Consider the following 24,391-nt stretch of genomic DNA (forward strand, 5'->3'; position numbering starts at 1 on the left):
CCCACGCCGAAGTGCTCGAAGTCTTCGCCCGCAACGTCGACCGGCTGCGCACCGTCCTGTTCAAGGCCCTGGAGGCGCTGCCCACCACCCGCGACTGCATCTGTTCCCACGCCCTGGACGACCTGGAGACCGGCCTGCCCGGCGTCTGACCCCGCTACCGGTTCCCGCCCGTCGTTCCCGACCGCCCCACCGCTCCGTACCGCCCCACCGCTCCCCGCCGGCCGGTCTGTCCTGCGGGCCCTTCAGCAGAGCCCGAGCTGGAGATACGAACCGGAGACGCGAACCGAAGACGCGAACCGGAGACGCGGGCCGCCCGTCGGCGGCCCGCCTGCCGGGCGGCTACCGAATTCGCCCTCGTCGGTGCAGGTGTGCCGCGACCACCACCAGCACCACCAGCACAGCGGCCCAACCGATCACCACGGCCAGCAGCAGGGCCGGTTCGTCCAGTGCCACCGCCATCGCCAACAGTCCGAACGAGACGGTCAGACAGCCGGAGATCACCGCGACCACGATCCATGGCCGGGCCACCAGCGTCCGTCGTAGCCGTGCGATCCTCGCTGTCCGCATCGTGCGCAGCTCGCGTTCCAGCTCCTGATCGCTCCCCAGCTCGGCCTCGATCTGCTGGAGAATCAGTAGCTCACGCGGGGAGAGTGCCGGTCCGTCCATCAACCACCTCCGCGCCGCAGGCAGGCACGCCCCGGCCTTCCCCGCCGACGCGCCCCTGCTCCCAGGTAGCAACACATGTGCCCGCTGGACGCCGGTTCTAACACGCGAACACGCGCTCGACCTCCTCCGTGTCCGTTGATATTCCGTCCAGTTGACGTCCCCTCGCCTCCGTCGCGCTCGCCGGGAGCGGGGACACGCGACGCGGACGGGCAGAACCGTTTTGCTGCCCGGCCCCGCTCCTACCGTTGTGCGTGCCGGGTCGGGCGCCCCGACCCCCACCTCGACCGGAAGGCCGTTCCACCCCATGCACCTGCGTCAGACGGTTGCCGCCGCCACTGCCTCGATCGCCCTGCTGCTCGCCCTGCCCAGCCCGGCCGGCGCGGCCGTCGGCGAGTTCCGCTACACCTACTACGACGACTTCGGGAACCGCGCGTCCGGCTTCCTCGTCGACCCGGACAGCCGGGTCTGCGTGACCCTCCCCGAGGTCGCGGACCCCGACGTCACCGAACCCGCCTTCGCCCCGCAGAACTTCACCGGATCGACAGTGACGGTGTTCACCGGCCCCGACTGCGACGGCGACCACTACAGCCTCCGCCCGGGCGGCCGCGCCTCCGACCGTCTCAAGCTCCGCTCCGCGATCTTCTCCTGACTCCGGTCCCGACCCTCGACCCCGCCCCTCGATCCTGGCCCGATCCCGGGTGATCCGCACTCGGCCGGAACTCGCCCGACCCCGGCCCGTGCCCTTCTCCGCCCCGGGGCTGTCGGTCCGCCGACCGGTGGGGCGGTCGGCGGGCCGTCGGACCGGGGCGGCAGCGGGCGGTGGGCCGATCAGCCCGCGGCGGGCGGCTCGGCGATCAGGGCGGTGGCTATTCGCCGGAAGCCGACGCTCTCGTATATCCGGGCCACCGCGGCGTCGCTGGCGGAGAGGAACACCGTCCGCACCCCGGTGGCGCGGGCGTGCTCGACCAGCCGCGAGGTGACCTGCCGCCCCAGGCCCTGTCGGCGCAGGGCCGGCAGGGTGGCCACCGCGACGATCTCGCTGACCTCGCCGACCGGCTGGTGGCAGCCGGAGGCGGTGGGCCCCCCGTCCGGGCCGATGGCCGCGGCGAGCACCGTGCGCCCGGCGGCTATCCGGTCGGCCATCCGGGTCGCCGCCGCTTCCGTCTCGGGGTTCTTCACGGCCTCGGCGAGCTGCTCGGGCCCGGCCGCGCCGATCCGGGTGCCGGACTCGGCGAAGGCCAGGTGCGGCAGCGTGACGGCGGCCGGCAGCAGCGGGTCGTCGGGGGCGAGCACCCGTACTTCGGGGCCGTCCGCCACTGCGGGGCCGCTGTCCGCCGCCGCGGAGCCGTCGGTGGACGGGGCGTCCAGGTCGAGCACCAGCAGCGGGTGCTCGTGCACCTCCAGCCCGGTGGCCTCGACGGCGGCGCGCAGGCCCGGCGTGGTCTCGTGCACCCACTCGAAGCTCTCGGGCGCGCCGAGCTCGCGCTGTCGGGCCCGGACCCGCTCGACGTCCTCCGGGGTGAAGACGCCGGGGGCGCCCAGTGCGGGTCGTCCGTAGTAGTGCCAGCCCTGCCCGGTGCGGACGAACAGGGTGAAGGGACCGTGCTCCTCGGTCCTCGCGGAGAACCGGGGGACCGCGTCGTAATAGGTTTCGAGCCGGGCCAGGACCGTCTCCGGCCCGGAACCGGGGGTGCGGTGCGTTTCGCGCATGCTGTCGTCCAAGGGTGCGGTACTTCCTCTTCCGTCTTCGTCGAGGTCGATCAGGCGGCATCACATCAGAGCGGTCGATCGTGTGCACGGGGTTTTTCGAACCGCGCCCACCTTCCGTTCGAACCGGGAAGCGTGACGGCGCATCAGTGGTGAACCGTTTCTGCCTGTCACCGATAGCCCCGTAGCGGCAGGAAAACGTCCCGACCGGCCGGGCGTCCAGTGGGTGCGACGTCCCGGCCGATCGGCGGGATTCACCCTGGAGAGTGAGGCCGGGGAAAACCGGAAGAGCTCGAACGGAATCCGAGCGGAGTCCGGGCGGGAAACGGCCGCAGGGCCCGGGGGAGGGCCCCGGGAACGCGGCGGGAGGTCATCGCCGACCGACCTCGGCGAGCCGGGCGAGCAGCAACTCGGCGGTCTCCGCCGGGCGTTCCAGGGCGGGCAGGTGGCCGGCCCAGGGGAGCTCGCGGTGCTCGGCGTCCGGCAGCAGGGCCGCCAGGTCGGCGGCGATCCGCCGGAAGTCGTCCAGGTCGTGCGCGCCGGAGTACACCAGGGTGGGGGCGACGGCCGCCCGCAGGTCCACCTCGACCGGCGTCGGGGAGATCTCCTCCTCGGGCGCCAACTGCACCTCGTACGCGTTGCGCTGCATCGTCCGCACCAGCGCCCGGGCCGTCTCGTCCGCGTCCGGCCCGAGCCAGGTGTCCACCATCAGCTCGACCGCCTCGTCCAACCGGCCGGACTCGACCAGGTCCACCTCCAGCTCGTCCAGCGCCACCAGCTCGGCGCTCGGCCGGTGGTCGGGGCTGCCCGGGCAGAGCAGGGTCAGCGAGCCGACCCGGTCGGGGTACCGGGCCGCGAACTGCAGGGCGATCCGGCCGCCGAAGGAGGAGCCGACCAGGGCCGCCCGTTCGATGCCGAGTCCGTCCAGCAGGTCCGCCAGGTCGGTCAGGTTGTCGTAGGGGCGGTCCGCGCAGGGGGTCTCCCCGAAACCGCGGAAGTCGCACCGCAGCACGCGGTAGCCGGCCTCGCGCAGCGCGTCCCACTGCCCGTCCCACATCCGCCGGTCGCAGACGGAGGAGTGCAGCAGGACCACCGCGGGGCCGCTTCCCGTCACCTCATGAGTGATCGTCATTCCGCCGACCGTAGAGCAGACCCGGCCCACTGACCAGCGGTTTCCGCTGGGAGCAGAGCGCGGCGGCGGGGAGGGGGCGCCCGATGGCGGTGTCGGTGGCGGACGGCATGATGGGGGACGTGCCCGAAGGAGACACCATCTACCACGCCGCCACCCAGCTGAACCAGGCGCTCGCCGGTCACCCGCTGACGGTGTCGGACTTCCGCGTGCCCGCCCACGCCACCGCCGACCTGACGGGGCGCCGGGTGCTGCGGACGGTGCCGCGCGGCAAGCACCTGCTGACCAGGTTCGAGGGCGGCGTGACGCTCCACACCCACCTGCGGATGGACGGCCGCTGGCAGACCTTCCGGCCCGGCGAGCGCTGGCGCGGCGGCCCCGCGTTCCAGGTCCGGGTGGTCCTCGGCACCGAGCACGGCACCGCCGTCGGGTACCGGCTGCCCGTCGTCCAGCTGCTGCGCAGCGAGGAGGAGCACCGGGTGGTCGGCCACCTCGGGCCCGACCTGCTCGGCCCGGACTGGGACGCCGCCGAGGCGCGCCGGCGGCTGCTCGCCGACCCGGCGCGCCCGGTCGGCGCCGCCCTGCTCGACCAGCGCAACCTGGCCGGCGTCGGGAACGTGTACGCCAACGAACTGGCCTTCCTGGCGGGTGTCACCCCCTGGCTGCCGGTCGGCGACCTGCCCGACCCGGACAGGCTGCTGCACCGGGCCCACCAACTGCTGGACGCCAACAAGCTGCGGCCCGGCCACGTCACCACCGGCGACACCCGCCCCGGCTGCCAGCACTGGGTGTACGGGCGGGGCCGCCGCAACTGCGTGCGCTGCGGCACGCCGATCCGCGTCGCCAAGCACGACCAGGAGCGCGTCGCCTACTGGTGCCCGCGCTGCCAGCGCGGCCCCGTGCCGGGCGCCTGACCGCCCGGCGCGCGCCCGGGGTCAGTCCCGTTCCACCAGCGCAGGGTGCCTGGGGTCCTCGACCCGCACCGTCAGGTCGGCCAGTTCGTCCGGACCGGTCTCGGTGCGGTAGCGCTCGTACGCGGGCAGCGTCCAGCGCTCGGGCTCCGGGGTGCGGCGGGCCAGCGCGGCGGCGGACTGGGTGAGGTGCACGGTCAGTTCGAACGGCAGCCAGCGGCCGAGCAGGAACGGCCCGTCCAGCAGCAGCACGCCGCGCGGCGGGAGTTCGACGTAGCCGGCCCGGGTGGAGCGGTCGGTCTCCCGGTCCCAGTACGTGGGCAGGACGCGGCCGTCGCCGTCCGGTTCCAGCGGGTCGAGGACCTCGCGCAGCAGCGCGCCCTGGTCGAGCCACAGGTCGTGGAAGGCGTCCGCGTCCTGCTTGCCGTACTCCAGGCGCACCGAGGCGGGGCGCAGGAAGTCGGCCGCGGACACCCGCTGCACCGGCCGGCCGAGCAGGCGCAGCGGTTCCACCAGGGCGTCCGCCAACTCGCCGGGCCGGGCGGCGTCCGCGCCGTCGATCGCGACCCGCAGCCGCCGGCCGTCGTCGGCCAGTCCGTCGATCCGCCCCGCGAGCAGCTCCACCAGTCGCTCCGGGGAGATCGGAGTCACCCGCACCGGACGATCACTCCCTTCGGTCAACCGGACTATACGTCGCGGCGGCTGAGCGCCCGTCCACCGATCCGGGGCCGGGCGGCGCGTGGAACACTCCGACCCGAACACCGCGAGCGGAGCACTCCGGGTGCAGTGCTCCGGGCAGAGCACTCCGGACGGAGTGGAGAAGGGAAGACACCATGACCAGCGCACCGCCGCTGACCCCGGACGAGGTCGACGTCCTCGCCGCCCGCGCACACGCCGGCCAGCACGACCGGATCGGGGTGCCGTACGTGGAGCACGTGCGCGCCGTGGCCGCCGGCGTCGCCCCGTTCGGCGCGGGCCTGCGGATGGCGGCGCTGCTGCACGACGTGCTGGAGGACACCCCCGTCACGGCGACGGACCTGCTCGCCGCGGGCGTTCCCGCCGCCGTGGTGGCGACCGTCCGGCGGGTGACCCGGACGCCCGGGACGGACTACCGGACGATGCTGCTGGACGTCGCCACCGACCACGCCGCCGCCCTGGTCAAGATCGCCGACAACGCGCACAACTCCCGCGCCGACCGCGCCGCGCTGCTCCCCGCCGCGGACCGGGAGCGGCTGGCCGAGCGCTACCGGGCCGCCCGCGCCGTGCTGTGGCCCGCCGTCGCGGAGGCGGACGTCCGGACGATCCTCGCGCTGGTCAACCCGGACCTGCTGGCCGAACTCGACTGAGACCGCCCGCGGAGGCACGCTGGAAGGAGAAGCGGGGGTTCTAGAGCGAGGAGCCCGGGATGTCCGAGATGAGCGACAGGCTCGACGAGAAGGCCCGGCGGGACGAGGACGACGTCCGGTCGGTCGACCCCGAGGAAGGCATCACCTCCTACCAGACCATGCACGCGTGGGAGGAGTCCCAGGCGGAGGGCGATCCGGTCGCGGACCCGCAGCAGGAGGAGGGGCGGTGAGCGGCCGCGCCGCGGTGCCCGAACCGCACAGCACCGAGTGGTCGGTCCGGCTGCGGGTGGTCGAGGTCGGCGACCTCACCCAGGCGCACGCCGTCCTCGACACCGGCGTCAACCTGATCGAGGTCGAGGCCGAGGCCCACCGCAGCCGGACCGACCCCGCGGATCCCGAGATCGGCGACGAACTCGCCGTCGGACGGGCCCTCACCGCCCTCGGCCAGCAGTTGGTCCACCGCGGCTCCATCGCCGCCGAGGCCGCCGCATCCGTCCGCCACCGCGACGCGCCGCCCGCGGACAGCGCCTGGTGACCGCCCGCCCGGTGGCACCGCCCGCCCGGTGACCGCCCGGCCGCGACCGTGCGCCGCCGACCGTCCGACGATCGGTGTGCGAAACAGCCGAATCGTGACCTTCCCCCGTCGCCGTGGCGGAACCCGCCCGGCCGGGGGCGCGTCACTCCCGGTGGCCGTGCACCCGCGCCGGCCCGCAGACGACGGACGGGGCGCCCCCGCGCAGCACGGGGGGCACGGGGGTGGACAGGGTGACGAGCGATCAGCATCCGGGCGGCGGCGGACCGGCGGACCCGCCCCCGCCCGGCCACCACGGCGAGCCGTCCGTCGCGGGCGGGCCCGTCCACTGGGAACTCCCCGACTACGCGCACGAACGCGAACTCGGCGCCGGCGCGTCCGGCCGGGTCGTCCTCGCCCACCACCGGGCCACCGGCACCCCGGTCGCGATCAAGTACCTGCTCGGCGACCACCCCGACCAGGCCGCCTTCCGGGTCGAGGCCGAACTGCTCGCCGCCCTCGACAGCCCGCACGTCACCCGCCTCCACGAGTACGCCGAGGGCCCGCGCGGCGCGGCCATCGTGATGGAGCTCGTGGAAGGGATCTCGCTGCGCGACCTGCTGCGCGCCGAGGGCGGCACCGGACCGGAAGCCGCCCTGGTCGTCCTCAAGGGCTCCCTGCTCGGCCTGGCCGCCGCGCACCGGGCGGGCGTCGTGCACCGCGACTACAAGCCGGGGAACGTGCTGGTCACCGTGGACGGGGAGTCGAAGCTCGTCGACTTCGGCATCGCCGTCCGGACCGGCGCCGGCGGTACCGTCGCCGGAACGCCGGCCTACATGGCCCCCGAGCAGTGGGCCGGGCACCCCGCCTCCCCGGCCACCGACGTGTACGCCGCCACCGCGACCTTCTTCGAGTGCCTCACCGGCGCCAAACCGTACGCCGGAACCACCCTGATGGAACTCGCGGTCCAGCACACCGAGGCCGAGATCCCCGACACCCGGGCGCCCGAAGCCCTCCGCCCGCTCATCCGGGCCGGGCTCGCCAAGACCCCCGAGCAGCGGCCCCCGGGCGCGGAAGCCCTAGTCGGCGAGTTGGAGGCCGCGGCCGGTGCCGCCTACGGCGCCGACTGGGAGGAACGCGGACGCAAGCGGCTGGCCGCGCTCGTCGCCCTGCTGCCGCTGCTGCTGCCCACCCCGACCGCCGAGGGCGCCCTGCCCGGTGCCACCTCGCACGCGACGACGGTGCTGGCCCCGCGCCGCCCGTTCCGGGGCAGGCTGGCCGCCACCGTCGGCGCGGTCGTCCTCGTCGTGGGCGCGCTTGCGGCGGTCGCCTCGGCCGGCGAGGACGGGACCACCACCGCCCCGCGACCCGTCGCCGCCCCGCTCGCCACCACCAGCGTCGGGCCCGTCGAGACGCCCACGCCCGAGGCCGCGCCGACCCCCGCCGACAGCCCCGGCCCCGGCGTTTCGCCCTCGCCCACGCCCTCGTCCTCGCCCACCGAGGAGAGCAGCCCGAGCGCGCCCCCGAGCCCGACCGCGAAGCCCAGCACCACCACGAAGCCGAGCCCCGCTCCCAGCGCGTCCGCCACGCCCTCGCCGACGCCCAGTCCGACCGCGAGCACCGCGCCGCCGGCCACGGTCAGGTTGAGCCGGGTCGCGGGCAGGCTGGACGGATACACCCTCACGGTGAACGTCCCGGTCTCGGTGCAACCCGCGGACGCCACCGGCGTGACGATGACGTTCACCTGGCTCGACGGCGCGGGCGGTTCCGTGACGGACGCCCCGGTGCAGGTCCAGGCCGGCACGAAGGCCGTGCAGCAGACCCACACGTTCCGGTGCCCCACCGGGAGCGGCGTCCACTACGTGAGCGCGAGCGTGACCACCACGCCGGCGGCGGTCGGAGGACCGGTGGCCTCCGGCAAGTACCTGATGATCTGCCCGGTGCCGTAGGAGACCGACGATGACCGAGCTTCCTCCCGACCCCGGCTTCCGGCTCGGGCCCGTCCGCAGGCCCGACGCCGCCGGTCCGACGGTCCGGCTGCGGCCCGCCGCTCCGTCCGACGGGCCGCGCACCGTCCGGCTCCGCCCGGCCGCCCCGCCGTCCGACGCCGAGCTGACCGTCCGGCTGCCCGTGGACCCCGCCGCCACCGTGCCCGCCCCCGTGGTGCCCGTGCCCGCTCCCGGGCCGGACGGCGGGTTGCGGCGGTTCGGCCCCGGGGTGCCGCCCCGGGCCGCCGCGGTGTGGCACGGGGAGGGCGTCGTGGCGCCGCCGCCGCGGCGGTGGGACAGGTGGCTGCTGGTGCCGCTGGCACTGCTGCTCGCACTGCTCGGGTACCTGGTGTGGGACAGGTACGTCCGCCCCGTCGAGGTGGTGGGCGTGACGGCGGGCGGCCCGGCCACCGGGCCCGGGTGCGACGGCACCGCCGTGGTCACCGGGACGCTGGAGACCGACGGCGGCGAGGGCGACGTGCGCTACCGGTGGGTGCGCAGCGACGGCACCGACTCCGGGCCGATCGTCCAGCACGTGGCGGCCGGGCGCCGGAGCACCGGGGTCGCGCTGGAGTGGACCTTCCAGGGGCGCGGCGAGCTCACCGCCACCGCCCGGCTGGAGGTGCTGGAACCCGCGGGCAGCCGCCCCGCCGAGGCGACGTTCCGGTACTCCTGCCCGTAGCGGCGGGCCCGGCAGGACGCACGAAACCCGGGTCGCGGCCGACGGCGCGTCGGCGGCGGCCCGGGCGGGCTGCTCCGGTCATGCCTGTGGGGCGGTCGCACCCCCGCCCGTCTTCACGGCCTCCACCATGTGCTGGTGCACCTCGCGCGCCGCCGCCTCGTCCGCGGCAGCCACGGGGCTGCCCTCCACGGTGAACCAGTCGAGCGCGCCGCTGTACTGCACGGTCAGCCGCGCCTCGCCCTCGATCCACATGGTGTGCACCGTCAGATCCCCGGTGATGACGCCGATCTCCACGGTCTTCACACCGCCGTGACCGGACAGAATGCCCTGAGTGGTCCAGGTTGCCCAGGTATTCACAAACCCGCTCCCATCCGCCGCCCAACGGGCCGCTCGGTCCCGACCCCACAGGTACCCGATCCATGGCGACCGCTTCCCACTGTCACCCGAAGGGCCGAAAACCGCCCCCCGGGCGGGTGCTCGCCGCGCGGTCTAGCATCGACGTATGGGAGAGCGAGAGGCTGCGCTCACCGCGCCGAAACTGATCCTGGAAACCGCTGGCGACTCGACGGTCATCACCCCGAGCCGCAGGTACGCCCTCGGACGCGACCCCACCAGCGACATCGTGCTGACCGACCCGCGGGTCTCCTGGCACCACGCGGAACTGCACGTCGGCGACGGCCACTGGATCGTCGACGACACCGGTTCCACGAACGGCACCTACGCCGCCGACGGCCACCGGGTCGTCCACCTGGAGATCGAGCCCGGCACCGTGCTCTGCCTGGGAAGTCCCGCCGACGGCCCGCGCTGCACGTTCAGCGCGTTGCCCGAACCGACCGCCGTGCACCCGCTGCCCGGCCGCCGCCCGTCCGGGCTGACCGCGATCACCGGGTCGTACCGGCCGCCGTCCAGCGTCATGCCGCTGCCGACCAAGGTGGTGCGGATCGGCCGGGCGCCCGACAACGACCTGGTGGTCGGTGACCTGTCGGTCTCCCGGCACCACGCCGAACTGCGCGCCGCGCCCGGCGACCGCTACGAGATCGCCGACCTGGACAGCCACAACGGCACCTACCTGAACGGCCAACCGGTGCGACGGGCCCCCGTCGGGCCCGGGGACCTGGTCGGAATCGGCCATTCGGTGTTCTGCCTGGTCGGCGACGAGCTGCAGGAGTTCGTCGACACCGGCGACATCGACCTCGACGTGGAGGACCTCACCGTCCAGGTCGACGGCGGCCGCACCCTGCTGGACCAGGTCACCTTCCCGGTCGGGCAGAAGAGCCTGCTCGCGGTCGCCGGTCCCAGCGGCGCCGGGAAGTCCACCCTGCTCAACGCCCTCACCGGGCTGCGCCCCGCCGACCGCGGCACCGTCCGCTACGACGGCCGCGACCTCTACCGCGACTACGCCGAACTGCGCCGCCGGATCGGCCTCGTCCCGCAGGACGACATCCTGCACACCCAACTGCCCGTCCGGAAGGCCCTCTCGTACGCCGCCGAACTGCGCTTCCCCGACGACACCGCGCCCGAGGAGCGGGCCGCCCGGGTCGAGGAGGTGATCGACGAACTCGGCCTCGGCAAGCGCGCCGACCAGGTCATCTCCAGCCTCTCCGGCGGCCAGCGCAAGCGGGTCAGCGTCGCCCTGGAACTGCTCACCAAGCCGTCCCTGCTCTTCCTCGACGAGCCCACCAGCGGGCTCGACCCCGGCATGGACCGGTCCGTGATGCAGATGCTGCGCAACCTCGCGGACGACGGCCGGACCGTCATCGTCGTCACCCACAGCGTGCTCAGCCTCGACCTGTGCGACCGGCTGCTGCTGCTCGCCCCCGGCGGGCGGACCGCCTGGTACGGGCCGCCCGGCGAGACGCTGGAGCACTTCGGGTTCGCCCACTGGCCGGACGCCTTCGAGGCGTTCGAGAACCAGACCGAGCGCGACTGGGCCGGGCAGTTCCGCGCCTCCGCCCCCTACCGCAAGTACGTCAGCGGCCCGGCCGGCGGCCCCGGCGACTGGCCCGGCGCGCTCGCCCCCGCCGAGCGCGCCCTGCCCGAGGAGGCGACCCCCGCGCCGCTGCCCCGGCCGCGGAGCTGGCTCGGGCAGGTCAGCACGCTGTGCCGCCGGTACGCCAGCGCGCTCGCCGCCGACCGGACCTTCCTCGCTGTGATGATCGCGCTGCCGTTCGTCATGGGCGCGATGGCGCACGCCCTGGCCGGCAGCCGGCTGAACCAGGACACCGCCCTGAACGCGCTGCTGATCCTGTGCGTCGGCGGGGTGCTCACCGGCGCCGCCAACGCGGTGCGCGAACTGGTCAAGGAACGCACCATCTACCAGCGCGAACGCGCCGTCGGCCTGTCCAGATCCGCGTACCTGTGCTCGAAGGTCGTCGTGCTGGGCACCGTCACGGTCGTCCAGTCGGTGGTGCTGACCATGGTCGCGCTGATCGGGGTGAAGCTCAGACCGCTGGGCGGCAGCGGGGTCTTCCTGCCGCCACTGCTGGAGATCACGCTGGCCGTGGCACTGCTCTCGCTCAGCGCGATGATGCTCGGACTGCTGATCTCCGCGCTGGTCAAGAAGGAGGAGGTGACCATGCCGCTGCTGGTGCTGGTCGCCATCGTCCAGGTGGTGTTCTGCGGGGCGCTGCTGCAACTCGACCACATTCCGGTGCTCAACCAGCTGTCCTGGCTGGTCCCCTCGCGCTGGGCGCTCGGCGCCATGGCCGCCACCATCGACCTGCACGCCACCGTGCCCGGCACGCTCACCGACGACCCGCTGTTCGCGCACCGGCAGGGCATCTGGCTGCTCGACATGGGCATGCTGGTCGTGCTGGCCGTCGCCTACGGCCTGGTGGTCGCCCGGCTGCTGCGTCGGCACGAACCCGCCGTGATGCGGCGGTAGCGCATGGGCCCGCCCGACGGGTTCCGGCCCACCCACGTCGTCCCGGCCGACGGGCTGCCGACCTGGACCGCCCCCGACCCGGCCGCCGCCGGAGTGCCGCTCGACCCGCTGCTGCCGGTCGTGCTCGCCGAGTCCAACGGCAACTGGGCCCGGATCGTCTGCTCCAACGGCTGGACCGCCTGGGTCGACGGACGCCTGCTGGTCGCCCTCCCGCAACGCCCCCCGGCCACCGGCACCCCGCTCGCCACCACCGACGACCCGCGCCCGCTGCTCGCCGCGCTGGAGCGCTCGCTGGCCACCTACCGGCGGCTGGTCGACGACTGGGCGACCGGCCGGATCGACCTGGAGGCCTTCCGTGACGGCACCCGCGACCTGCGGCTGGGCGCGGTGCTGGACGGCTCGGACGCCTGGCTGCTCGACCTCGACCGGGGCCGCTGGTACTACTGCGACGCCGCCCAGTTGCAGACCTACGCGGCCGCCGACCGCGACGAGCGGGGCTGACCCGGTGCCCGGGGAACGGCCCGAACCGCCGTCGCTGGCCGCCGCCGAACCCGGCGAACTGGACGGGCGCACGCTGGCCGGCTACCGGCTGGAGCACGTGCTGGGACGGGGCGGCATGGCGGTGGTCTACCGCGCCGAGGACCTGCGGCTCGGCCGCACCGTCGCGGTCAAACTGCTCGCCCCCGAACTGACGCGCAACGAGACCTTCCGGAAGCGCTTCGTCCGCGAGTCGCACATTGCCGCCTCGCTCGACCACCCGAACATCGTCCCGGTGTACGACGCGGGCGAGGTCGAGGGCGTCCTCTACCTGGCCATGCGCTACGTGCGCGGCCGCGACCTGCGCGCCCTGCTCGACCGGGAGGGCCCGCTGACCGGCGCCCAGACCGTGCGGATCGCCGTCCAGGTGGCCAGCGCGCTGGACGCCGCGCACGCCCACGACCTGGTCCACCGGGACGTCAAGCCCGGCAACGTGCTGATCGCCGAGGGCACCGACCCCGACCACCCCGAACACGCCTACCTGACCGACTTCGGACTCACCAAGAAGTCGCTCTCGCTGACCGGCCTGACCAGCGTCGGCCAGTTCGTCGGCACGCTCGACTACGTGGCCCCCGAGCAGATCTCCGGCAGACCGGTGGACGGGCGGTGCGACGTGTACAGCCTGGGCTGCGTGGTGTTCGAGATGCTCACCGGCAGCCCGCCCTACCGGCGCGACGACGACCTGGCGCTGCTCTGGGCCCACCTCAACGACCCGCCGCCGGACGTCCGGGAACGGCGCGCGGAGCTGCCCGCCGAGGTGGGGGCGGTGCTGGAACGGGCGATGGCGAAGCGGCGCGACGACAGGTACGGGAGCTGCCTGGAGTTCGTCGCGGCGCTGCGGTCGGCGGCGGAGGTGCGGAGCGCGCCCCCGGTGGTGCCCTCGGCCTCCCGGGAGGCGGTTCGGGTGGTGCACTGGCGGGACCGGCCGCCGGCGCCGCCACTGTCGCCCCCGCCGCCGCCGGCCTGGGCGCGGCCGGTGTTCGAACCCTGAGCGCGTCGCGAGGGCGTCGGACCGGTCGCGGGCCCGCGCACCTGCGGGCCCGCGCGTCTGCGCGTTCGCGTGCCCGGGGCCGGCGGTTGGCGGGCCGGCGGGTTTGCGGGCTGGCGGCTGGTGGGGCAGCGGTTGGTGGGGCAGCGGATCGGGGACCGGCGAGCGGCGTCGGGGCGGTGGCCGGCGGGCCGTCAGGGTTCCGTCCGGTCCGGCGGACGCTGCCCGGCGGTGCCCGGCCGGCTCCGGCGGCGCCGCGCCCGCCCCCGGACGAGCAGCGCGCCCAGCAGGCCGGCCAGCGCGCCCCAGCCGGCGGCGATCGGGACGGCGGTGAGCAGGTCCGGTTCCAGCACCGTCCGCCCGCCGCCGCCCAGGCCCAGCAGCGACAACCCGAACACCGCCGACACCCGGGTCACCAGGCCGACCGCCAGCACCGCCAGCGCCAGCACCACGGCCCACTGCACGGCGGAACGCCACACCGGCAGCGGCGGACGCGTCCGGGCCGCCGACACCACGCCCGCCGCCAGGACCAGCAGCGCCGCCAGCGGGAGCAGCAGCCACGCCCAGCCGTTCCGCTCCGCCAGCGCCCCCAGGTTCAGCGTCACGTCCTGCCCGGAGTGCAGCACCGCCGCCAGCGCGTGCGGGAACGGGAGACCCAGACTGTTCGTGACGTGACCGTGCCAGGACGCGCCCAGGCCGACCCCGAAACCCAGCCAGGCCAGGTTCGGCAGCCCCAGGCACACCACCGCCAGTGCCTCGCGCGGCTCGCTGCTCGTCACCGCGCCCACCAACCCGCCCACCAGCCCCAGCAGCACGTATCCCAACAGCAGCGCCAGCACCGCGTGCACCGTCGGGCGCAGCGTGCCGTGCCAGCGCACCAGGCCGGTCGGCAGCGGCGCCCGGCGCGAGGCCGCCAGCGCCAGCAGCACCACCACCGCCAGCCACAGCAGGCCGAAACCCACCGCCGGGCCCGGATCCACCCGGAACCCCACCGTCGGCGCCGCGCCGAACGCCCCGCCCAGTTCGTCGAGCAGCGGATCGCCCGTCGACACGGTGAAGGAGTGCCGCGCGGCCGCGGACAGCAGCAGCACCGCCAACGTCCAGCAGGCCGCCAGCGCGAGCACCCGGGCCAGCAGCGCCCGCCCGCCCACCACGGCGTGCCGGCGCAGCGGCCGCAGGAACAGGTACGCAGCCACCAGCGCCCCCACCAGCGTCACCGACAGCGGCATCGCCGAGATCCCGCCCTGCGCGGTCGCCACGAAGGCCGCGCCGCCGTCGAGTTGCGCCGGCGCGCCCAGCGCCAGCAGCAGCGTCGCCGCCAGCACCGGGCCGAAGCCGCCGCCGGGCAACCGGTCCGCGCCCGCCAGCCACAGGCCGAGCGCGGCCACCACCGCCATCGCCGCGAGCGCGCCCGCCACCGTCACCAACGCGGAGACCAGGACGGGGAGGGGCGCGGAGAGCCGGCCGGACGGGCCGGAGGACGGCGGCGGGGGCGGGGGAGTGCGGGGGTTCGCAGGAGTGGCGGCACCAGGCACGCGTCTCACCGGCCCTTCGAACGCGGTCCCCCGACGCCGGCCAGGAGCGGCCGACCCCTCCAGCTTCCGACAGGCCGCAACGGACGGCGAGTCGCCGCGGGCGTCGGCCCCGGGGCCGGGACAGCCGGCGATCCGGGGGCGCAGTGCGGTTCGGGACGGAGTGACGGAGTGCGGTTCGGGGCGGCGGGTTCGGAGGGGCGGGCGGACAATGGTGGGTGCGCACGTGGACTCGGGGGAGTCCGACCGGAAGGCAGTCCGTGACTGAGCAGCCGACACCCCGGCAGCCCGAAGAGCCGGGTAGTGAGAACGACGGTGCCCAGGCCTCGCCGCCGCACCGCCCCACCGAGGTGGCGGGCGGGACGGGCGGACCTCCGACAGAGGTGGTCGGGCCGGGCGTGGTGGGTGCGGAGGGCGCCGAGGTCGTGGGGATCCCGGAGGTGCCGCCGATCCCGGAGCCACCGGAGACCGAGCCGCCGGAGACTGCCGGGGGTGCGCCGACCGAGCTGGTGGACCGGGCGGGCGGGGCGGCTGGCGGAGGCGGAGCGGGCGGGCCTGGCCCGGGGGCGGGAGGTGGTGGGACGGCAGCGGGGGCGTCGGCCGCCTCTCCGCCCTCGTCCTCCGGCGAGGGCGGAGCCGGACCCGCAGGACCGCCGTCCGGGCCGCTGTCGGCGGGCGGGCTGCGCCCGTCGGGCGACTCGGGGAGCGGCGCGCCGGCGCCCGGTGGCGGCGGTTCGTCGGCCGGTGGTGGCTCGTCGGCGGGCGGTGGCTCGGGGACGGGCGGGGAGGGGCCGCTCGGCGGCGGAGCGTCCGGTGGGAGTGGCGGGAGGCCGTGGTGGCGGAGGGGGCCGGTGCTCGCCGGGGCGGTCCTGGTCGCCGGGCTGGGCATCGCGCTGGGCGTGGTCGCCACCGGAGGCTCGGGCGGCGGTGGCAGTGCGCAGGCCGTCGAGATGCAGCCGGTGTCCTCGTCCGGGAAGGAACCCTTCACCGACTCGGTCGCCAACGGCGGCGCGCCCGCTTCGGCCTCGCCCAGCGGCGCCACCTCGGCCGGGGGTTCCGCCCCGTCCGGCAGCGCCACCTCCGGCGGTGCCTCGGCACCGTCCGTCGCCGGGAGCCCGAGCGCGTCCGGCGGCACCGTGAACGGCGGCCAGCCCGGCCTGTACGGCGGGACCCGCGAGATGGCCAGCTGCGACGTGCCGAAGCTCTCCGGGTACCTGGCCGCCAACACCGACAAGGCCCACGCCTGGGCCGGGGTCGAAGGCGTCGACAGCTCGCAGATCGACGGCTACCTGAACGGCCTGACGCCCGTGGTGCTGCGCCAGGACACCCGGGTCACCAACCACGGCTACCAGGACGGGCGGGCCACCCCCTACCAGGCGGTCCTGCAGTCCGGGACGGCCGTGCTGGTCGACAGCCAGGGCGTACCGAGGGTGCGCTGCGCCTGCGGCAACCCGCTGACGCCGCCCAGCGGCACGGGCGGTACGTACACCGGGGCGGCATGGTCCTCCTTCCGTCCGGACGGGGTGGTGACGGTGCAGCCCGCACCGGCGCCGGTGAACCAGATCGTGCTGGTCGACCAGACGTCTGGCCGTCAGTTCGATCGCCCGGTGGGCGGAACGGGCGGAAACGACGGGTCGGCCTCGCCCAGCGCGTCCGGCTCGGGCCCCTCCGGGAGCCGCTCCGGGACGGGCACGCCGTCCGGCTCCTCCTCGGCGCCCTCGTCCGGAGCGTCGTCGGCGCCGTCGTCCGGCGGTCCCGGCTCCTCCGGCTCCGGTTCGTCCGGACCGGCCTCGCCGGGCAGTCCGGGTTCGGGCGGGGCCTCCGGCGGCGGGTCGGGGCCCTCGAGTCCGGCCGGAGCGTCCTCGGGCGCGTCGAAGGCGCCGGGTTCGGGCACGCCGTGACGGGGCGGGTGCCGGGTGTGCTGCGGCTTCCTGCTCCGGTCGGATCCGGTCGGGGCCGGGCAGGTTCGGTCGGGGCGGCCGCGTCCGCCGGGGCGGGGCCGGAGTGAGCGGGGCGGGGCGCCGCCGGGGCGGGTCAGCGGCGCAGGTAGCGGAGCAGCGTGACGCCGCTGCCGAAGGTGCGCGTCTCGGCGAGCACCAGGTCGGTGCGGGTGCCGGAGGGCGGGAACAGCGGGCGGCCGCGGCCCAGCACCACCGGGTGGACGTAGAGGCTGTACTCGTCGATCAAGTCCAGCCGGCGGAGCTCGGCGGCGAGGGCGGCGCCGCCGACGGCCAGATCGGACGCGGACGAGGATTTGAGGGCGGTGATCGCCTCCGGGTCGACGGTGCGGGCGATCGTGGTGTTCCAGCCGGCGTGGTCGAGCGTTCGGGAGAAGACCGTCTTCGGCATCTCCCGCCAGATCCGGGCGAACTCGACCACCGGCGGGGTGCTGGTCGGGTCCTGGTCGGCGGTGGGCCAGTAGTCGGCCATCAGCTGGTACGTGACGCGGCCGTCGAGGAAGCCGCTCATCGCGGCCAGTCTGCGGTTGAAGTGCTCGTGCAGCTCGTCGTCGATGAGCTGCCAGTCCAGTTCGCCGTCGGGGCCGGCGAAGCAGCCGTCGATCGACACGGACATCATCAGCACGAGGTCGGACATCGGCGCCTCCGGGACCGTCTGCGGCCAAGGGTGCGGGTCACGCTACCCGCGCACGGCACCCGAACGGCGGAGGCGGCCGGCCACGGGCGCGCGCGCCGTGGAAAAGCATCCACCGGTTGACGCCGGGGTCAACCGATCAGCTGATGGCTCGTCAACCGATCGTCGCCGCAACGGCATCCGATCGTCCGGTGGGCGGGCCGGGAGGGCCGGGCACACTTCCAACAGCAGGAGACAGAAGGTACGGACGGTGCGGATCGGGCACCGGCGTCGAAAGGGGAACACCATGCGTGAGGCGCACGAGAGGCGCGGGGTGCGCGAGACGTCCGCGGAGAGCGGGCCGCCTCGCCCGGGCGGCCTGCAGGCCCTGCTGGACCGGCGGGTCGCGGACGGCACGGTGCCCGGAGCGGTGGCCCTGGTCGCCCGGCCGGGGGAGGTCGAGACGGCCGCCGCGGGCGAACTGGGCCGGGGGTCGCCGGTGCGGATCGCCTCGGTGGGGAAGCCCGTCACGGCCGCGGCGGTGCTCCAGTTGGTGGACGACGGGGTGCTCGGGCTGGACGACCCGGTCGAGCGCTGGCTGCCGGAGCTGGCCGACCGGCGCGTGGTGCGAACACCGCACGCCCCGGTGACGGACACCGTCCCGGCCGACCGGCCCTTCACGGTGCGGGACGTCCTGGAGTCGCGGGCCGGCTACGGCTTCCCGGCGGACTTCACCCTGCCCGCGCTGGCCCCGCTGTTCGCGGAACTGGGGCAGGGGCCGCCGCAGCCGCAACGGGTCGCCCCGCCGGACGAGTGGACGGCCGTCCTGGCGGGGATCCCGATGCTCCACCAGCCCGGTGCCGCCTGGCTGTACAACACCTGCTCCGACATCCAGGGCGTCCTGGTCTCCCGGGCGACCGGCCGGCCGCTCGACCAGGTGCTGGAGGAGCAGCTGTTCGACCCGCTGGGCATGCCGGACACGGCCTTCCACGCGCCACCCGACCGCCTGAGCCCGCTCTACCGACCGAACCCGGACGGCACGCTGACGGTGGCCGACCCGCCGGACGGCCAGTGGAGCACCCCGCCCCCGTTCCCGTCCGGGGCCGGCGGCCTGGTGTCCACGCTCGACGACGTGTTCACGTTCCTGCGGATGCTGCGCTCCGGAGGCCGCGCCGAGGACGGGCGGCGGGTGCTCTCCCTCGGCGCGGTGCGGTTGATGACCACCGACCACCTGACGGAACGCCAGCGGGCGGAGAGCGAGCTGTTCCTGGAGGGGCAGGGCTGGGGCTACGGCGGCTCAGTGGACGTGGTCGGGCGTGACCCGTGGAACGCACCGGGCCGCTACGGCTGGGTCGGCGGCACCGGCACCGCCGCGCACGTGGTGCGGTCGACCGGGTTGGTGACGGTGCTGCTCACCCAGCGGGAGATGACGGGCCCCACTCCGCCGCCGCTGATGCGGGAGTTCTGGCGCTACGCGGCGGGGGGCTGAACACAGCCCGGGGCGGTGGCGGTGTCACCCGGGGTGCCGTCCGGAGTGCCCTCCGGGGCGTTTCCCGGGGCTTCGAGGTCGGCGGTGGTGGCCCGGCGGTAGCTCGACCCGTCCCGGGTGCGGGTCAGCAGGTGGGCCTCGACCAGGTAGCGGCGGAGCATGGAGGTGTCGGAGTGGACGGCGAGCAGCGCCTCGTTGACCTCCCGCTCGGTGTACGGGCGCTCGGGGTCGAAGAGGGAGCACGCCAGGTGCTGGAGCAGGGCGGCGCGGCGGGCCGGCTTGCGCGGGACGGACGTCAGACGGCCGTCGGTGAAGAACGCGGCGAGGGTGGCCGGCGGTTCGTGAGCGGACATGACCGGCAGCCTGTCAGGGCGGCCACCAGGAGACAACCGGATTACCGGACGGGGTGCCGGCCCGATGAGCTGGGACGACACCCCGGAGGAGGGGGGAACGGATGGGTACGAGCAATGCCGGGCCGGGCCGCTTCCGGCGGGCGCCGACACGGGCGCCGATGCGGGCGCGGGCGCGGGCGCGGGCGCGGGTACGAGTGCGGCGGCGGAACCGGACGGGGCGGTGGGCCCGGTGGGTTGAACGGGTCGAGCGGGTCGATCGGGCGCCGGGTACGGGGAGAGGGGCAGGCGGCGGGGACGGGTTACGACAGCGGGAGGCGGAACTCGACGGAGCGGTGGGTGCTGCGGTAGCCCAGGGCGTGGTTGACCGCCAGCATGCCGGTGTTGTGTTCGGCGGTGTCGGTGAGCAGACCGGTGATCCCGGGGTGCTCGGCCCGCGTCCAGCGGATCGACTCGGTCTTCATCGCCCGGGCCAGGCCGCGCCTGCGGTGGTCGGGCTGGACGGCGGTGCCGTAGTGCTGGGCGTCGCCGGACCGGTCGGCGGGCAGCACCAGTTCGCTGAACCCGACCAGCTCGCCGGTGGCGGTCTCCAACACGGCGACGGTGTGCAGCAGTTCGCCCCGGTCGGCGACGGCCTGCGCCGCGGACAGCGTCCGGGCCTCGTCCCAGGCGACCGGGCCGTACCCGGTGTCGCCCATCGGCATGTCGTCCATGGCGGTGCGCGAGCGGGTGAAGGCGGGCAGCCACTCCTCGGGGCAGCGGCCGACCCAGGAGACCAGCCGGTAGCCGGGCGGGAGCCCGGCGGCGGAGCCGGGGGCGGGGGTGGCGGCGGTGGCGGCGGTGGCCAGGTCCAGCCGGGCGAAGTCGAGGACGAGGGCCCGCTCGAAGCCGCGGGCGGAGAGGAACGCGTCGCCCGGGGAGCCTTCGACCGCCTGGGCGAGCAGCGCGCGGCGCCCGTCCTCCCGGGCCGCGGCCGTGGCGGCCGCGAGCAGTGCCGACCCCACGCCGCGCCGCCGCTCGGCGGGGTGGACGTCCAGGGTGAGTTCGCACAGGTGGGCCTGCCCGGGGGAGGTGAGCAGGCGCAGGAAGGCGCTGCCGAGTGGGGTGCCGTCCGAGGCGGCGGCCAGCCAGGCCAGGCGGCGGGAGAAGGGGGTTTCGGCGGGATCGGCGAGGGCGGTCAGACGGAAGGTCACGGGTGGCGGTCTCCGGTGAGTGGCGGGAGGGGCGGGCACGCGCCACCGAAGCAGGTCCGTCCGACCGGGGCAATCGGATTTCCCCCGCGTTTCCCCCGCGCGCGGGGAGTGGACAACGGAGGAGAGCGGGGTGAAGGGCTGATGTTGCGTCATATTGCCTGGAGTAATGATCTTCTGACGGTTCGTCGGGAAATCGCGACACCCGCGCGGACACTGGTGCGCCCGGGTCCGGGGCGGGATCATCGTCGCTGTGGCGGACCGGTCCGCGCGCGGCTGGCCGGGTGGCGGAGGTGGTGGGCGGATGACCGAGGCGCGGCTCACGGTGGAACGGCTGCGGGAACTGGTGGCCGAGGGCGCGGTGGAGACGGTCGTGCTGGCCGTCACCGACATGCAGGGCCGGTTGCAGGGCAAACGGCTGGACGCCGGGTACTTCCTGGCCGAGGTGCTGAGCGGCGGCGCCGAGGGCTGCGGCTACCTGCTGGCGGTGGACGTGGAGATGAACACCGTCGACGGCTACACCGTCTCCTCCTGGGAGAGCGGCTACGGAGACCTGGTCTTCGCCCCCGACCTCGCCACCCTGCGGATGGTGCCGTGGCACCCGGCCACCGCCATGGTCCAGTGCGACCTGGCCCACCACGACGGCACCCCCGTCGCGGTCTCGCCCCGCCAGGTGCTGCGCCGCCAGCTGGAGCGGCTGGCCGGCTACGGCTGGAGCGCGTACGTGGGCACCGAGTTGGAGTTCATGGTCTTCCGGGACAGCTACGAGCGCGCCTGGGAGAAGCACTACCAGGACCTCACGCCCGTCAACCAGTACAACGTCGACTACTCGATCCTCGGCACCGGCCGGATCGAGCCGCTGCTGCGCCGTCTGCGCACCGGCATGGCCGGGGCCGGGCTGACGGTGGAGTCCGCGAAGGGCGAGTGCAACCTCGGGCAGCACGAGATCGCGTTCCGCTACGCCGACGCGCTGACCACCTGCGACGACCACGCCGTCTACAAGACCGGCGCCAAGGAGATCGCCGCGCAGGAGGGCGTCAGCCTCACCTTCATGGCCAAGTACGACCAGCGCGAGGGCAACTCCTGCCACGTGCACCTGAGCCTGCGCGACGAGCGGGGCCGCCCGGTGTTCCCCGGCGAGGGCGCGCACGGCTTCTCCCGGACGATGGAGCACTTCCTCGCCGGGCAGCTCGCCTGCCTCGACCGGTTCGCGCTGCTGCTCGCCCCGACCGTCAACTCGTACAAGCGCTACGTGCCGGGCAGCTTCGCCCCCACCGCGATCGCCTGGGGGCGCGACAACCGGACGTGCGCGCTGCGGGTGGTCGGGCACGGGGACTCGCTGCGGTTCGAGAACCGGGTGCCCGGCGGGGACGTCAACCCGTACCTGGCGGTGGCCGCGCTGATCGCCGCCGGGCTGTACGGGGTGGAGCACCAACTGCCGCTGGAGGGCGAGTTCACCGGCAACGCGTACGCCTCCGACGCGCCCAGGGTGCCCGCCACGCTGCGCGAGGCGGTCGAGCGGTTCGAACGCAGCGAGGCCGCCACCGAGGCCTTCGGCAAGGACGTCGTCCGGCACTACGCCCACGCCGGGCGGGTCGAACTCGCCGCGTACGACGCCGCGGTGACCGACTGGGAGCGCCGCCGCGGCTTCGAGCGGCTGTGAGACGGCCGTGGCGCGAGGACGCGGCGGACACGAGAACGAGAACGAGGAGGAGCAGGTGACCGAGGGCCCCGAGCCGTACCAGGTGGTCAACCCCGCCACCGAGGAGGTGATCGCCACCGTCGACCTGGCCGACCTGGCCGCCACCGACGCCGCGGTCGCCCGCGCCGGGGCGGCGTTCGAGAGCTGGCGGAACGTGGCGCCCGGCGACCGGGCCCGGCTGCTGCGCCGCTTCGCCGCCGAAGTGGACGCCGAACGCGAGCGACTGGCCCTGCTGGAGGTCGCCAACGCCGGGCACACCATCGGCAACGCCCGCTGGGAGGCCGGCAACGCCCGCGACGTCATCGAGTACTACGCGGGCGCCCCCGAGCGGCTGTTCGGCCGGCAGATCCCGGTCGCCGGCGGCCTGGACGTCACCTTCCACGAGCCGCTGGGCGTGGTCGGCGTGATCGTCCCGTGGAACTTCCCGCTGCCGATCGCCGCCTGGGCGCTGGCCCCCGCGCTGGCCGCCGGGAACACCGTCATCGTCAAACCGGCCGAACTCACCCCGCTCACCGCCCTGCGGCTGGCCGAGCTCGCCCTGCGCGCGGGCCTGCCCGAGGGCGTGCTGCAGGTGCTGCCCGGCCGCGGCCCGGTGGTCGGGCAGCGCTTCGTCACCCACCCGGGCGTCCGCAAGGTGGTGTTCACCGGCTCCACCGCCGTCGGCAAGTCCGTGATGGCCGGCTGCGCCGCCCAGGTCAAGCCGGTCACGCTGGAACTCGGCGGCAAGAGCGCCAACATCGTCTTCGCCGACGCCGACCTGGACCGGGCCGCCGCCACCGCCCCGTACGCGGTCTTCGACAACGCCGGGCAGGACTGCTGCGCGCGCTCCCGGATCCTGGTCGAGGCGAGCGTGTACGAGGAGTTCACGGAGCGGCTGGAGCGCGCGGTCCGGGGCGTGCGGGTCGGTGACCCGGCGGACGAGAAGACCGAGATGGGGCCGCTGATCTCGGCCGCGCACCGGGCCCGGGTGGCCTCCTACGTGAACGGCGACACCGAGGTGGCGTTCCGCGGCAGCGCGCCCGAGGGGCCGGGCTTCTGGTACCCGCCGACGGTGCTGGCGCCGATCGCCCCCGACCACCGGGCGTTCACCGAGGAGGTGTTCGGCCCGGTCGTCGCCGTGGTCCCGTTCCGCGGCGAGAGCGACGCGGTGCGGATCGCCAACGCCACCGAGTACGGCCTGTCCGGGTCGATCTGGACCAGGGACGTGGGCCGGGCCCTGCGCGTCGCCCGGGCCGTGGAGGCGGGCAACCTGTCCGTCAACTCGCACTCCTCGGTGCGCTACTGGACGCCGTTCGGCGGCTTCAAACAGTCCGGCCTGGGCCGCGAGCTCGGACCGGACGCCCTGCACGCCTTCACCGAGACCAAGAACGTCTTCATCGCGACGGAGGAATGAGCCACATGAGCAAGCGACTTGACGGCCGGGTGGCGGTCGTCACCGGCGCGGGCAGCGGCATCGGCCTGGCCACGGTGCGCCGCTTCGCCGCCGAGGGGGCGAAGGTGGTGTGCGCCGACATCGACGGGGAGACCGGCGCCAAGGCCGCCAACGAGGTCGGCGGCCTGTTCGTCCGCACCGACGTGACCGACGAGGAGCAGGTCCGGGCCCTGTTCGACACCGCGGTCGAGCACTACGGCAGCCTGGAGGTGGTGTTCAACAACGCGGGCATCTCCCCGCCGGACGACGACTCCATCCTGGTCACCGGCCTCGACGCGTGGAAGCGCGTCCAGGACGTCAACCTGACCTCCGTGTACCTGTGCTGCAAGTACGCGATCGGCCACATGCGGCGGCAGGGCAAGGGCTCGATCATCAACACCGCGTCCTTCGTGGCGGTGATGGGCGCCGCGACCTCGCAGATCTCCTACAGCGCCTCCAAGGGCGGTGTGCTGGCGATGAGCCGGGAGCTGGGCGTGGAGTTCGCCCGGGAGGGCATCCGGGTCAACGCGCTGTGTCCCGGCCCGGTCAACACCCCGCTGCTCCAGGAGCTGTTCGCCAAGGACCCGGAGCGCGCCGCCCGCCGCCTGGTGCACATCCCGCTCGGCCGGTTCGCCGAACCCGAGGAGATCGCCGCCGCAGTGGCCTTCCTGGCCAGCGACGACTCCTCCTTCATGACCGCCAGCACCTTCCTGGTGGACGGCGGCATCTCCGGCGCGTACGTCACCCCGCTGTAGGAACGGACAGCGCGGCGGCCGGGCGGGTCCGCTGGGGACACC

23 protein-coding genes and 2 pseudogenes are annotated in these 24,391 nt (G+C 74.9%); 16 read left to right on the forward strand and 9 right to left on the reverse strand.

Annotated features, from left to right (window positions below; translation table 11 throughout):
* Window positions 1-149: pseudogene (locus tag OO48_RS40120) on the forward strand (5'-methylthioadenosine phosphorylase); the annotation flags it as partial.
* 190 nt (window positions 150-339) lie between these two features.
* Here the strand turns inward: OO48_RS40120 and OO48_RS37600 are convergent.
* Complete coding sequence (locus tag OO48_RS37600; protein WP_033219713.1) at window positions 340-666, reverse strand: hypothetical protein; 327 nt, start codon at window positions 664-666, stop codon at window positions 340-342.
* 304 nt (window positions 667-970) lie between these two features.
* Between OO48_RS37600 and OO48_RS24020 the strand changes: the two genes are divergently transcribed.
* A complete protein-coding gene (locus OO48_RS24020) occupies window positions 971-1,315 on the forward strand; it encodes a hypothetical protein (RefSeq protein ID WP_033219715.1) in 345 nt (114 codons plus the stop codon).
* A 179-nt stretch (window positions 1,316-1,494) separates the two neighbouring features.
* Here the strand turns inward: OO48_RS24020 and OO48_RS24025 are convergent, their stop codons facing one another.
* Window positions 1,495-2,376: a GNAT family N-acetyltransferase gene (locus OO48_RS24025; RefSeq protein WP_051732644.1), complete on the reverse strand. Its 882-nt coding sequence runs from the start codon at window positions 2,374-2,376 to the stop codon at window positions 1,495-1,497.
* A 367-nt stretch (window positions 2,377-2,743) separates the two neighbouring features.
* Complete coding sequence (locus tag OO48_RS24030; protein WP_033219717.1) at window positions 2,744-3,505, reverse strand: alpha/beta fold hydrolase; 762 nt, start codon at window positions 3,503-3,505, stop codon at window positions 2,744-2,746.
* Window positions 3,506-3,624: 119 nt separating this feature from the next.
* On the opposite strand from OO48_RS24030, the gene OO48_RS24035 reads away from it, so the two are divergent.
* Window positions 3,625-4,416, forward strand: a complete 792-nt coding sequence (locus tag OO48_RS24035; RefSeq protein WP_033219766.1) for a DNA-formamidopyrimidine glycosylase family protein — start codon at window positions 3,625-3,627, stop codon at window positions 4,414-4,416.
* Window positions 4,417-4,437: 21 nt separating this feature from the next.
* On the opposite strand, the gene OO48_RS24040 is transcribed toward OO48_RS24035, so the two are convergent.
* On the reverse strand, window positions 4,438-5,070 hold the full coding sequence (locus tag OO48_RS24040; RefSeq protein WP_033219719.1) for a nucleoside/nucleotide kinase family protein: 633 nt from the start codon (window positions 5,068-5,070) through the stop codon (window positions 4,438-4,440).
* Window positions 5,071-5,246: 176 nt separating this feature from the next.
* Here OO48_RS24040 and OO48_RS24045 point away from each other — a divergent pair, with 176 nt between their 5' ends.
* The 5 genes from OO48_RS24045 to OO48_RS35375 all read left to right on the forward strand — a co-directional run bounded on the left by OO48_RS24045 (window position 5,247) and on the right by OO48_RS35375 (window position 8,940).
* Entirely contained in the window at window positions 5,247-5,759 is a 513-nt protein-coding gene (locus OO48_RS24045) for an HD domain-containing protein (RefSeq protein ID WP_033219721.1), read from the forward strand.
* 59 nt (window positions 5,760-5,818) lie between these two features.
* Window positions 5,819-5,989 (forward strand): hypothetical protein, encoded by a 171-nt coding sequence (locus tag OO48_RS38500; RefSeq protein ID WP_157845522.1) that lies wholly within the window; start codon window positions 5,819-5,821, stop codon window positions 5,987-5,989.
* Window positions 5,986-6,294, forward strand: a complete 309-nt coding sequence (locus tag OO48_RS37605; RefSeq protein WP_051732631.1) for a dsRBD fold-containing protein — start codon at window positions 5,986-5,988, stop codon at window positions 6,292-6,294. The genes OO48_RS38500 and OO48_RS37605 overlap by 4 nt, the downstream gene beginning before the upstream one ends.
* A gap of 230 nt (window positions 6,295-6,524) precedes the next feature.
* Window positions 6,525-8,219, forward strand: a complete 1,695-nt coding sequence (locus tag OO48_RS24055; protein WP_081952336.1) for a serine/threonine protein kinase — start codon at window positions 6,525-6,527, stop codon at window positions 8,217-8,219.
* A 10-nt stretch (window positions 8,220-8,229) separates the two neighbouring features.
* Window positions 8,230-8,940, forward strand: coding sequence for a hypothetical protein (locus OO48_RS35375; protein WP_051732633.1), 711 nt, complete (start codon window positions 8,230-8,232; stop codon window positions 8,938-8,940).
* Between the two features lie 78 nt (window positions 8,941-9,018).
* Here OO48_RS35375 and OO48_RS24065 read toward each other — a convergent pair whose 3' ends face one another.
* Entirely contained in the window at window positions 9,019-9,297 is a 279-nt protein-coding gene (locus OO48_RS24065) for a hypothetical protein (RefSeq protein WP_033219723.1), read from the reverse strand.
* 145 nt (window positions 9,298-9,442) lie between these two features.
* Here OO48_RS24065 and OO48_RS24070 point away from each other — a divergent pair, with 145 nt between their 5' ends.
* From OO48_RS24070 to OO48_RS24080, 3 genes are read left to right on the forward strand one after another with little or no spacing between them, the layout of a single operon-like run.
* On the forward strand, window positions 9,443-11,824 hold the full coding sequence (locus OO48_RS24070; protein ID WP_033219725.1) for an FHA domain-containing protein: 2,382 nt from the start codon (window positions 9,443-9,445) through the stop codon (window positions 11,822-11,824).
* A gap of 3 nt (window positions 11,825-11,827) precedes the next feature.
* Complete coding sequence (locus OO48_RS24075; protein WP_051732636.1) at window positions 11,828-12,325, forward strand: hypothetical protein; 498 nt, start codon at window positions 11,828-11,830, stop codon at window positions 12,323-12,325.
* A gap of 4 nt (window positions 12,326-12,329) precedes the next feature.
* The gene (locus OO48_RS24080) at window positions 12,330-13,352 is read left to right on the forward strand and encodes a serine/threonine-protein kinase (protein ID WP_033219727.1); all 1,023 of its coding nucleotides are present in this window, start codon (window positions 12,330-12,332) and stop codon (window positions 13,350-13,352) included.
* A gap of 191 nt (window positions 13,353-13,543) precedes the next feature.
* Here the strand turns inward: OO48_RS24080 and OO48_RS24085 are convergent, their stop codons facing one another.
* Window positions 13,544-14,884 carry a streptophobe family protein gene (locus OO48_RS24085; protein WP_209439533.1) on the reverse strand — a complete coding sequence of 447 codons (1,341 nt, stop codon included), beginning with the start codon at window positions 14,882-14,884 and terminating at the stop codon, window positions 13,544-13,546.
* Between the two features lie 848 nt (window positions 14,885-15,732).
* Here OO48_RS24085 and OO48_RS24090 point away from each other — a divergent pair.
* Window positions 15,733-16,782, forward strand: a complete 1,050-nt coding sequence (locus OO48_RS24090; protein WP_051732638.1) for a DUF6777 domain-containing protein — start codon at window positions 15,733-15,735, stop codon at window positions 16,780-16,782.
* A 133-nt stretch (window positions 16,783-16,915) separates the two neighbouring features.
* Here the strand turns inward: OO48_RS24090 and OO48_RS24095 are convergent, their stop codons facing one another.
* Window positions 16,916-17,476 (reverse strand): dihydrofolate reductase family protein, encoded by a 561-nt coding sequence (locus OO48_RS24095; RefSeq protein ID WP_033219729.1) that lies wholly within the window; start codon window positions 17,474-17,476, stop codon window positions 16,916-16,918.
* Window positions 17,477-17,759: 283 nt separating this feature from the next.
* Between OO48_RS24095 and OO48_RS24100 the strand changes: the two genes are divergently transcribed.
* Window positions 17,760-18,941, forward strand: coding sequence for a serine hydrolase domain-containing protein (locus tag OO48_RS24100; RefSeq protein WP_081952333.1), 1,182 nt, complete (start codon window positions 17,760-17,762; stop codon window positions 18,939-18,941).
* Between the two features lie 92 nt (window positions 18,942-19,033).
* Here OO48_RS24100 and OO48_RS24105 read toward each other — a convergent pair.
* Both OO48_RS24105 and OO48_RS24110 read right to left on the reverse strand, forming a co-directional pair.
* Window positions 19,034-19,294: pseudogene (locus tag OO48_RS24105) on the reverse strand (DUF2087 domain-containing protein); the annotation flags it as partial.
* 299 nt (window positions 19,295-19,593) lie between these two features.
* On the reverse strand, window positions 19,594-20,523 hold the full coding sequence (locus OO48_RS24110; RefSeq protein ID WP_051732640.1) for a GNAT family N-acetyltransferase: 930 nt from the start codon (window positions 20,521-20,523) through the stop codon (window positions 19,594-19,596).
* A 262-nt stretch (window positions 20,524-20,785) separates the two neighbouring features.
* On the opposite strand from OO48_RS24110, the gene OO48_RS24115 reads away from it, so the two are divergent.
* Genes OO48_RS24115 through OO48_RS24125 form a run of 3 tightly spaced genes read left to right on the forward strand, consistent with a single transcriptional unit; the run spans window position 20,786 to window position 24,349 of the window.
* Window positions 20,786-22,144 carry a glutamine synthetase family protein gene (locus OO48_RS24115; RefSeq protein ID WP_033219730.1) on the forward strand — a complete coding sequence of 453 codons (1,359 nt, stop codon included), beginning with the start codon at window positions 20,786-20,788 and terminating at the stop codon, window positions 22,142-22,144.
* Between the two features lie 55 nt (window positions 22,145-22,199).
* Window positions 22,200-23,576 (forward strand): aldehyde dehydrogenase family protein, encoded by a 1,377-nt coding sequence (locus OO48_RS24120; RefSeq protein WP_033219731.1) that lies wholly within the window; start codon window positions 22,200-22,202, stop codon window positions 23,574-23,576.
* Entirely contained in the window at window positions 23,573-24,349 is a 777-nt protein-coding gene (locus OO48_RS24125; protein WP_033219733.1) for a 3-oxoacyl-ACP reductase, read from the forward strand. Before OO48_RS24120 ends, OO48_RS24125 begins: the two co-directional genes overlap by 4 nt.
* Window positions 24,350-24,391: the final 42 nt, after the last annotated feature.

The organism is Kitasatospora phosalacinea (assembly GCF_000716545.1).
In the GTDB taxonomy this organism is placed as follows: Bacteria; Actinomycetota; Actinomycetes; order Streptomycetales; family Streptomycetaceae; genus Kitasatospora; species Kitasatospora phosalacinea.

Bases quoted from the DNA above. Each gene is read 5' to 3' on its own strand.
- OO48_RS37600 (WP_033219713.1), bottom strand. From the start codon at position 666: ATGGACGGACCGGCACTCTCCCCGCGTGAGCTACTGATTCTCCAGCAG.
- OO48_RS24020 (WP_033219715.1), top strand. From the start codon at position 971: ATGCACCTGCGTCAGACGGTTGCCGCCGCCACTGCCTCGATCGCCCTG.
- OO48_RS24025 (WP_051732644.1), bottom strand. From the start codon at position 2,376: ATGCGCGAAACGCACCGCACCCCCGGTTCCGGGCCGGAGACGGTCCTG.
- OO48_RS24030 (WP_033219717.1), bottom strand. From the start codon at position 3,505: ATGACGATCACTCATGAGGTGACGGGAAGCGGCCCCGCGGTGGTCCTG.
- OO48_RS24045 (WP_033219721.1), top strand. From the start codon at position 5,247: ATGACCAGCGCACCGCCGCTGACCCCGGACGAGGTCGACGTCCTCGCC.
- OO48_RS38500 (WP_157845522.1), top strand. From the start codon at position 5,819: ATGTCCGAGATGAGCGACAGGCTCGACGAGAAGGCCCGGCGGGACGAG.
- OO48_RS35375 (WP_051732633.1), top strand. From the start codon at position 8,230: ATGACCGAGCTTCCTCCCGACCCCGGCTTCCGGCTCGGGCCCGTCCGC.
- OO48_RS24070 (WP_033219725.1), top strand. From the start codon at position 9,443: ATGGGAGAGCGAGAGGCTGCGCTCACCGCGCCGAAACTGATCCTGGAA.
- OO48_RS24075 (WP_051732636.1), top strand. From the start codon at position 11,828: ATGGGCCCGCCCGACGGGTTCCGGCCCACCCACGTCGTCCCGGCCGAC.
- OO48_RS24095 (WP_033219729.1), bottom strand. From the start codon at position 17,476: ATGTCCGACCTCGTGCTGATGATGTCCGTGTCGATCGACGGCTGCTTC.
- OO48_RS24100 (WP_081952333.1), top strand. From the start codon at position 17,760: ATGCGTGAGGCGCACGAGAGGCGCGGGGTGCGCGAGACGTCCGCGGAG.
- OO48_RS24115 (WP_033219730.1), top strand. From the start codon at position 20,786: ATGACCGAGGCGCGGCTCACGGTGGAACGGCTGCGGGAACTGGTGGCC.
- OO48_RS24125 (WP_033219733.1), top strand. From the start codon at position 23,573: ATGAGCCACATGAGCAAGCGACTTGACGGCCGGGTGGCGGTCGTCACC.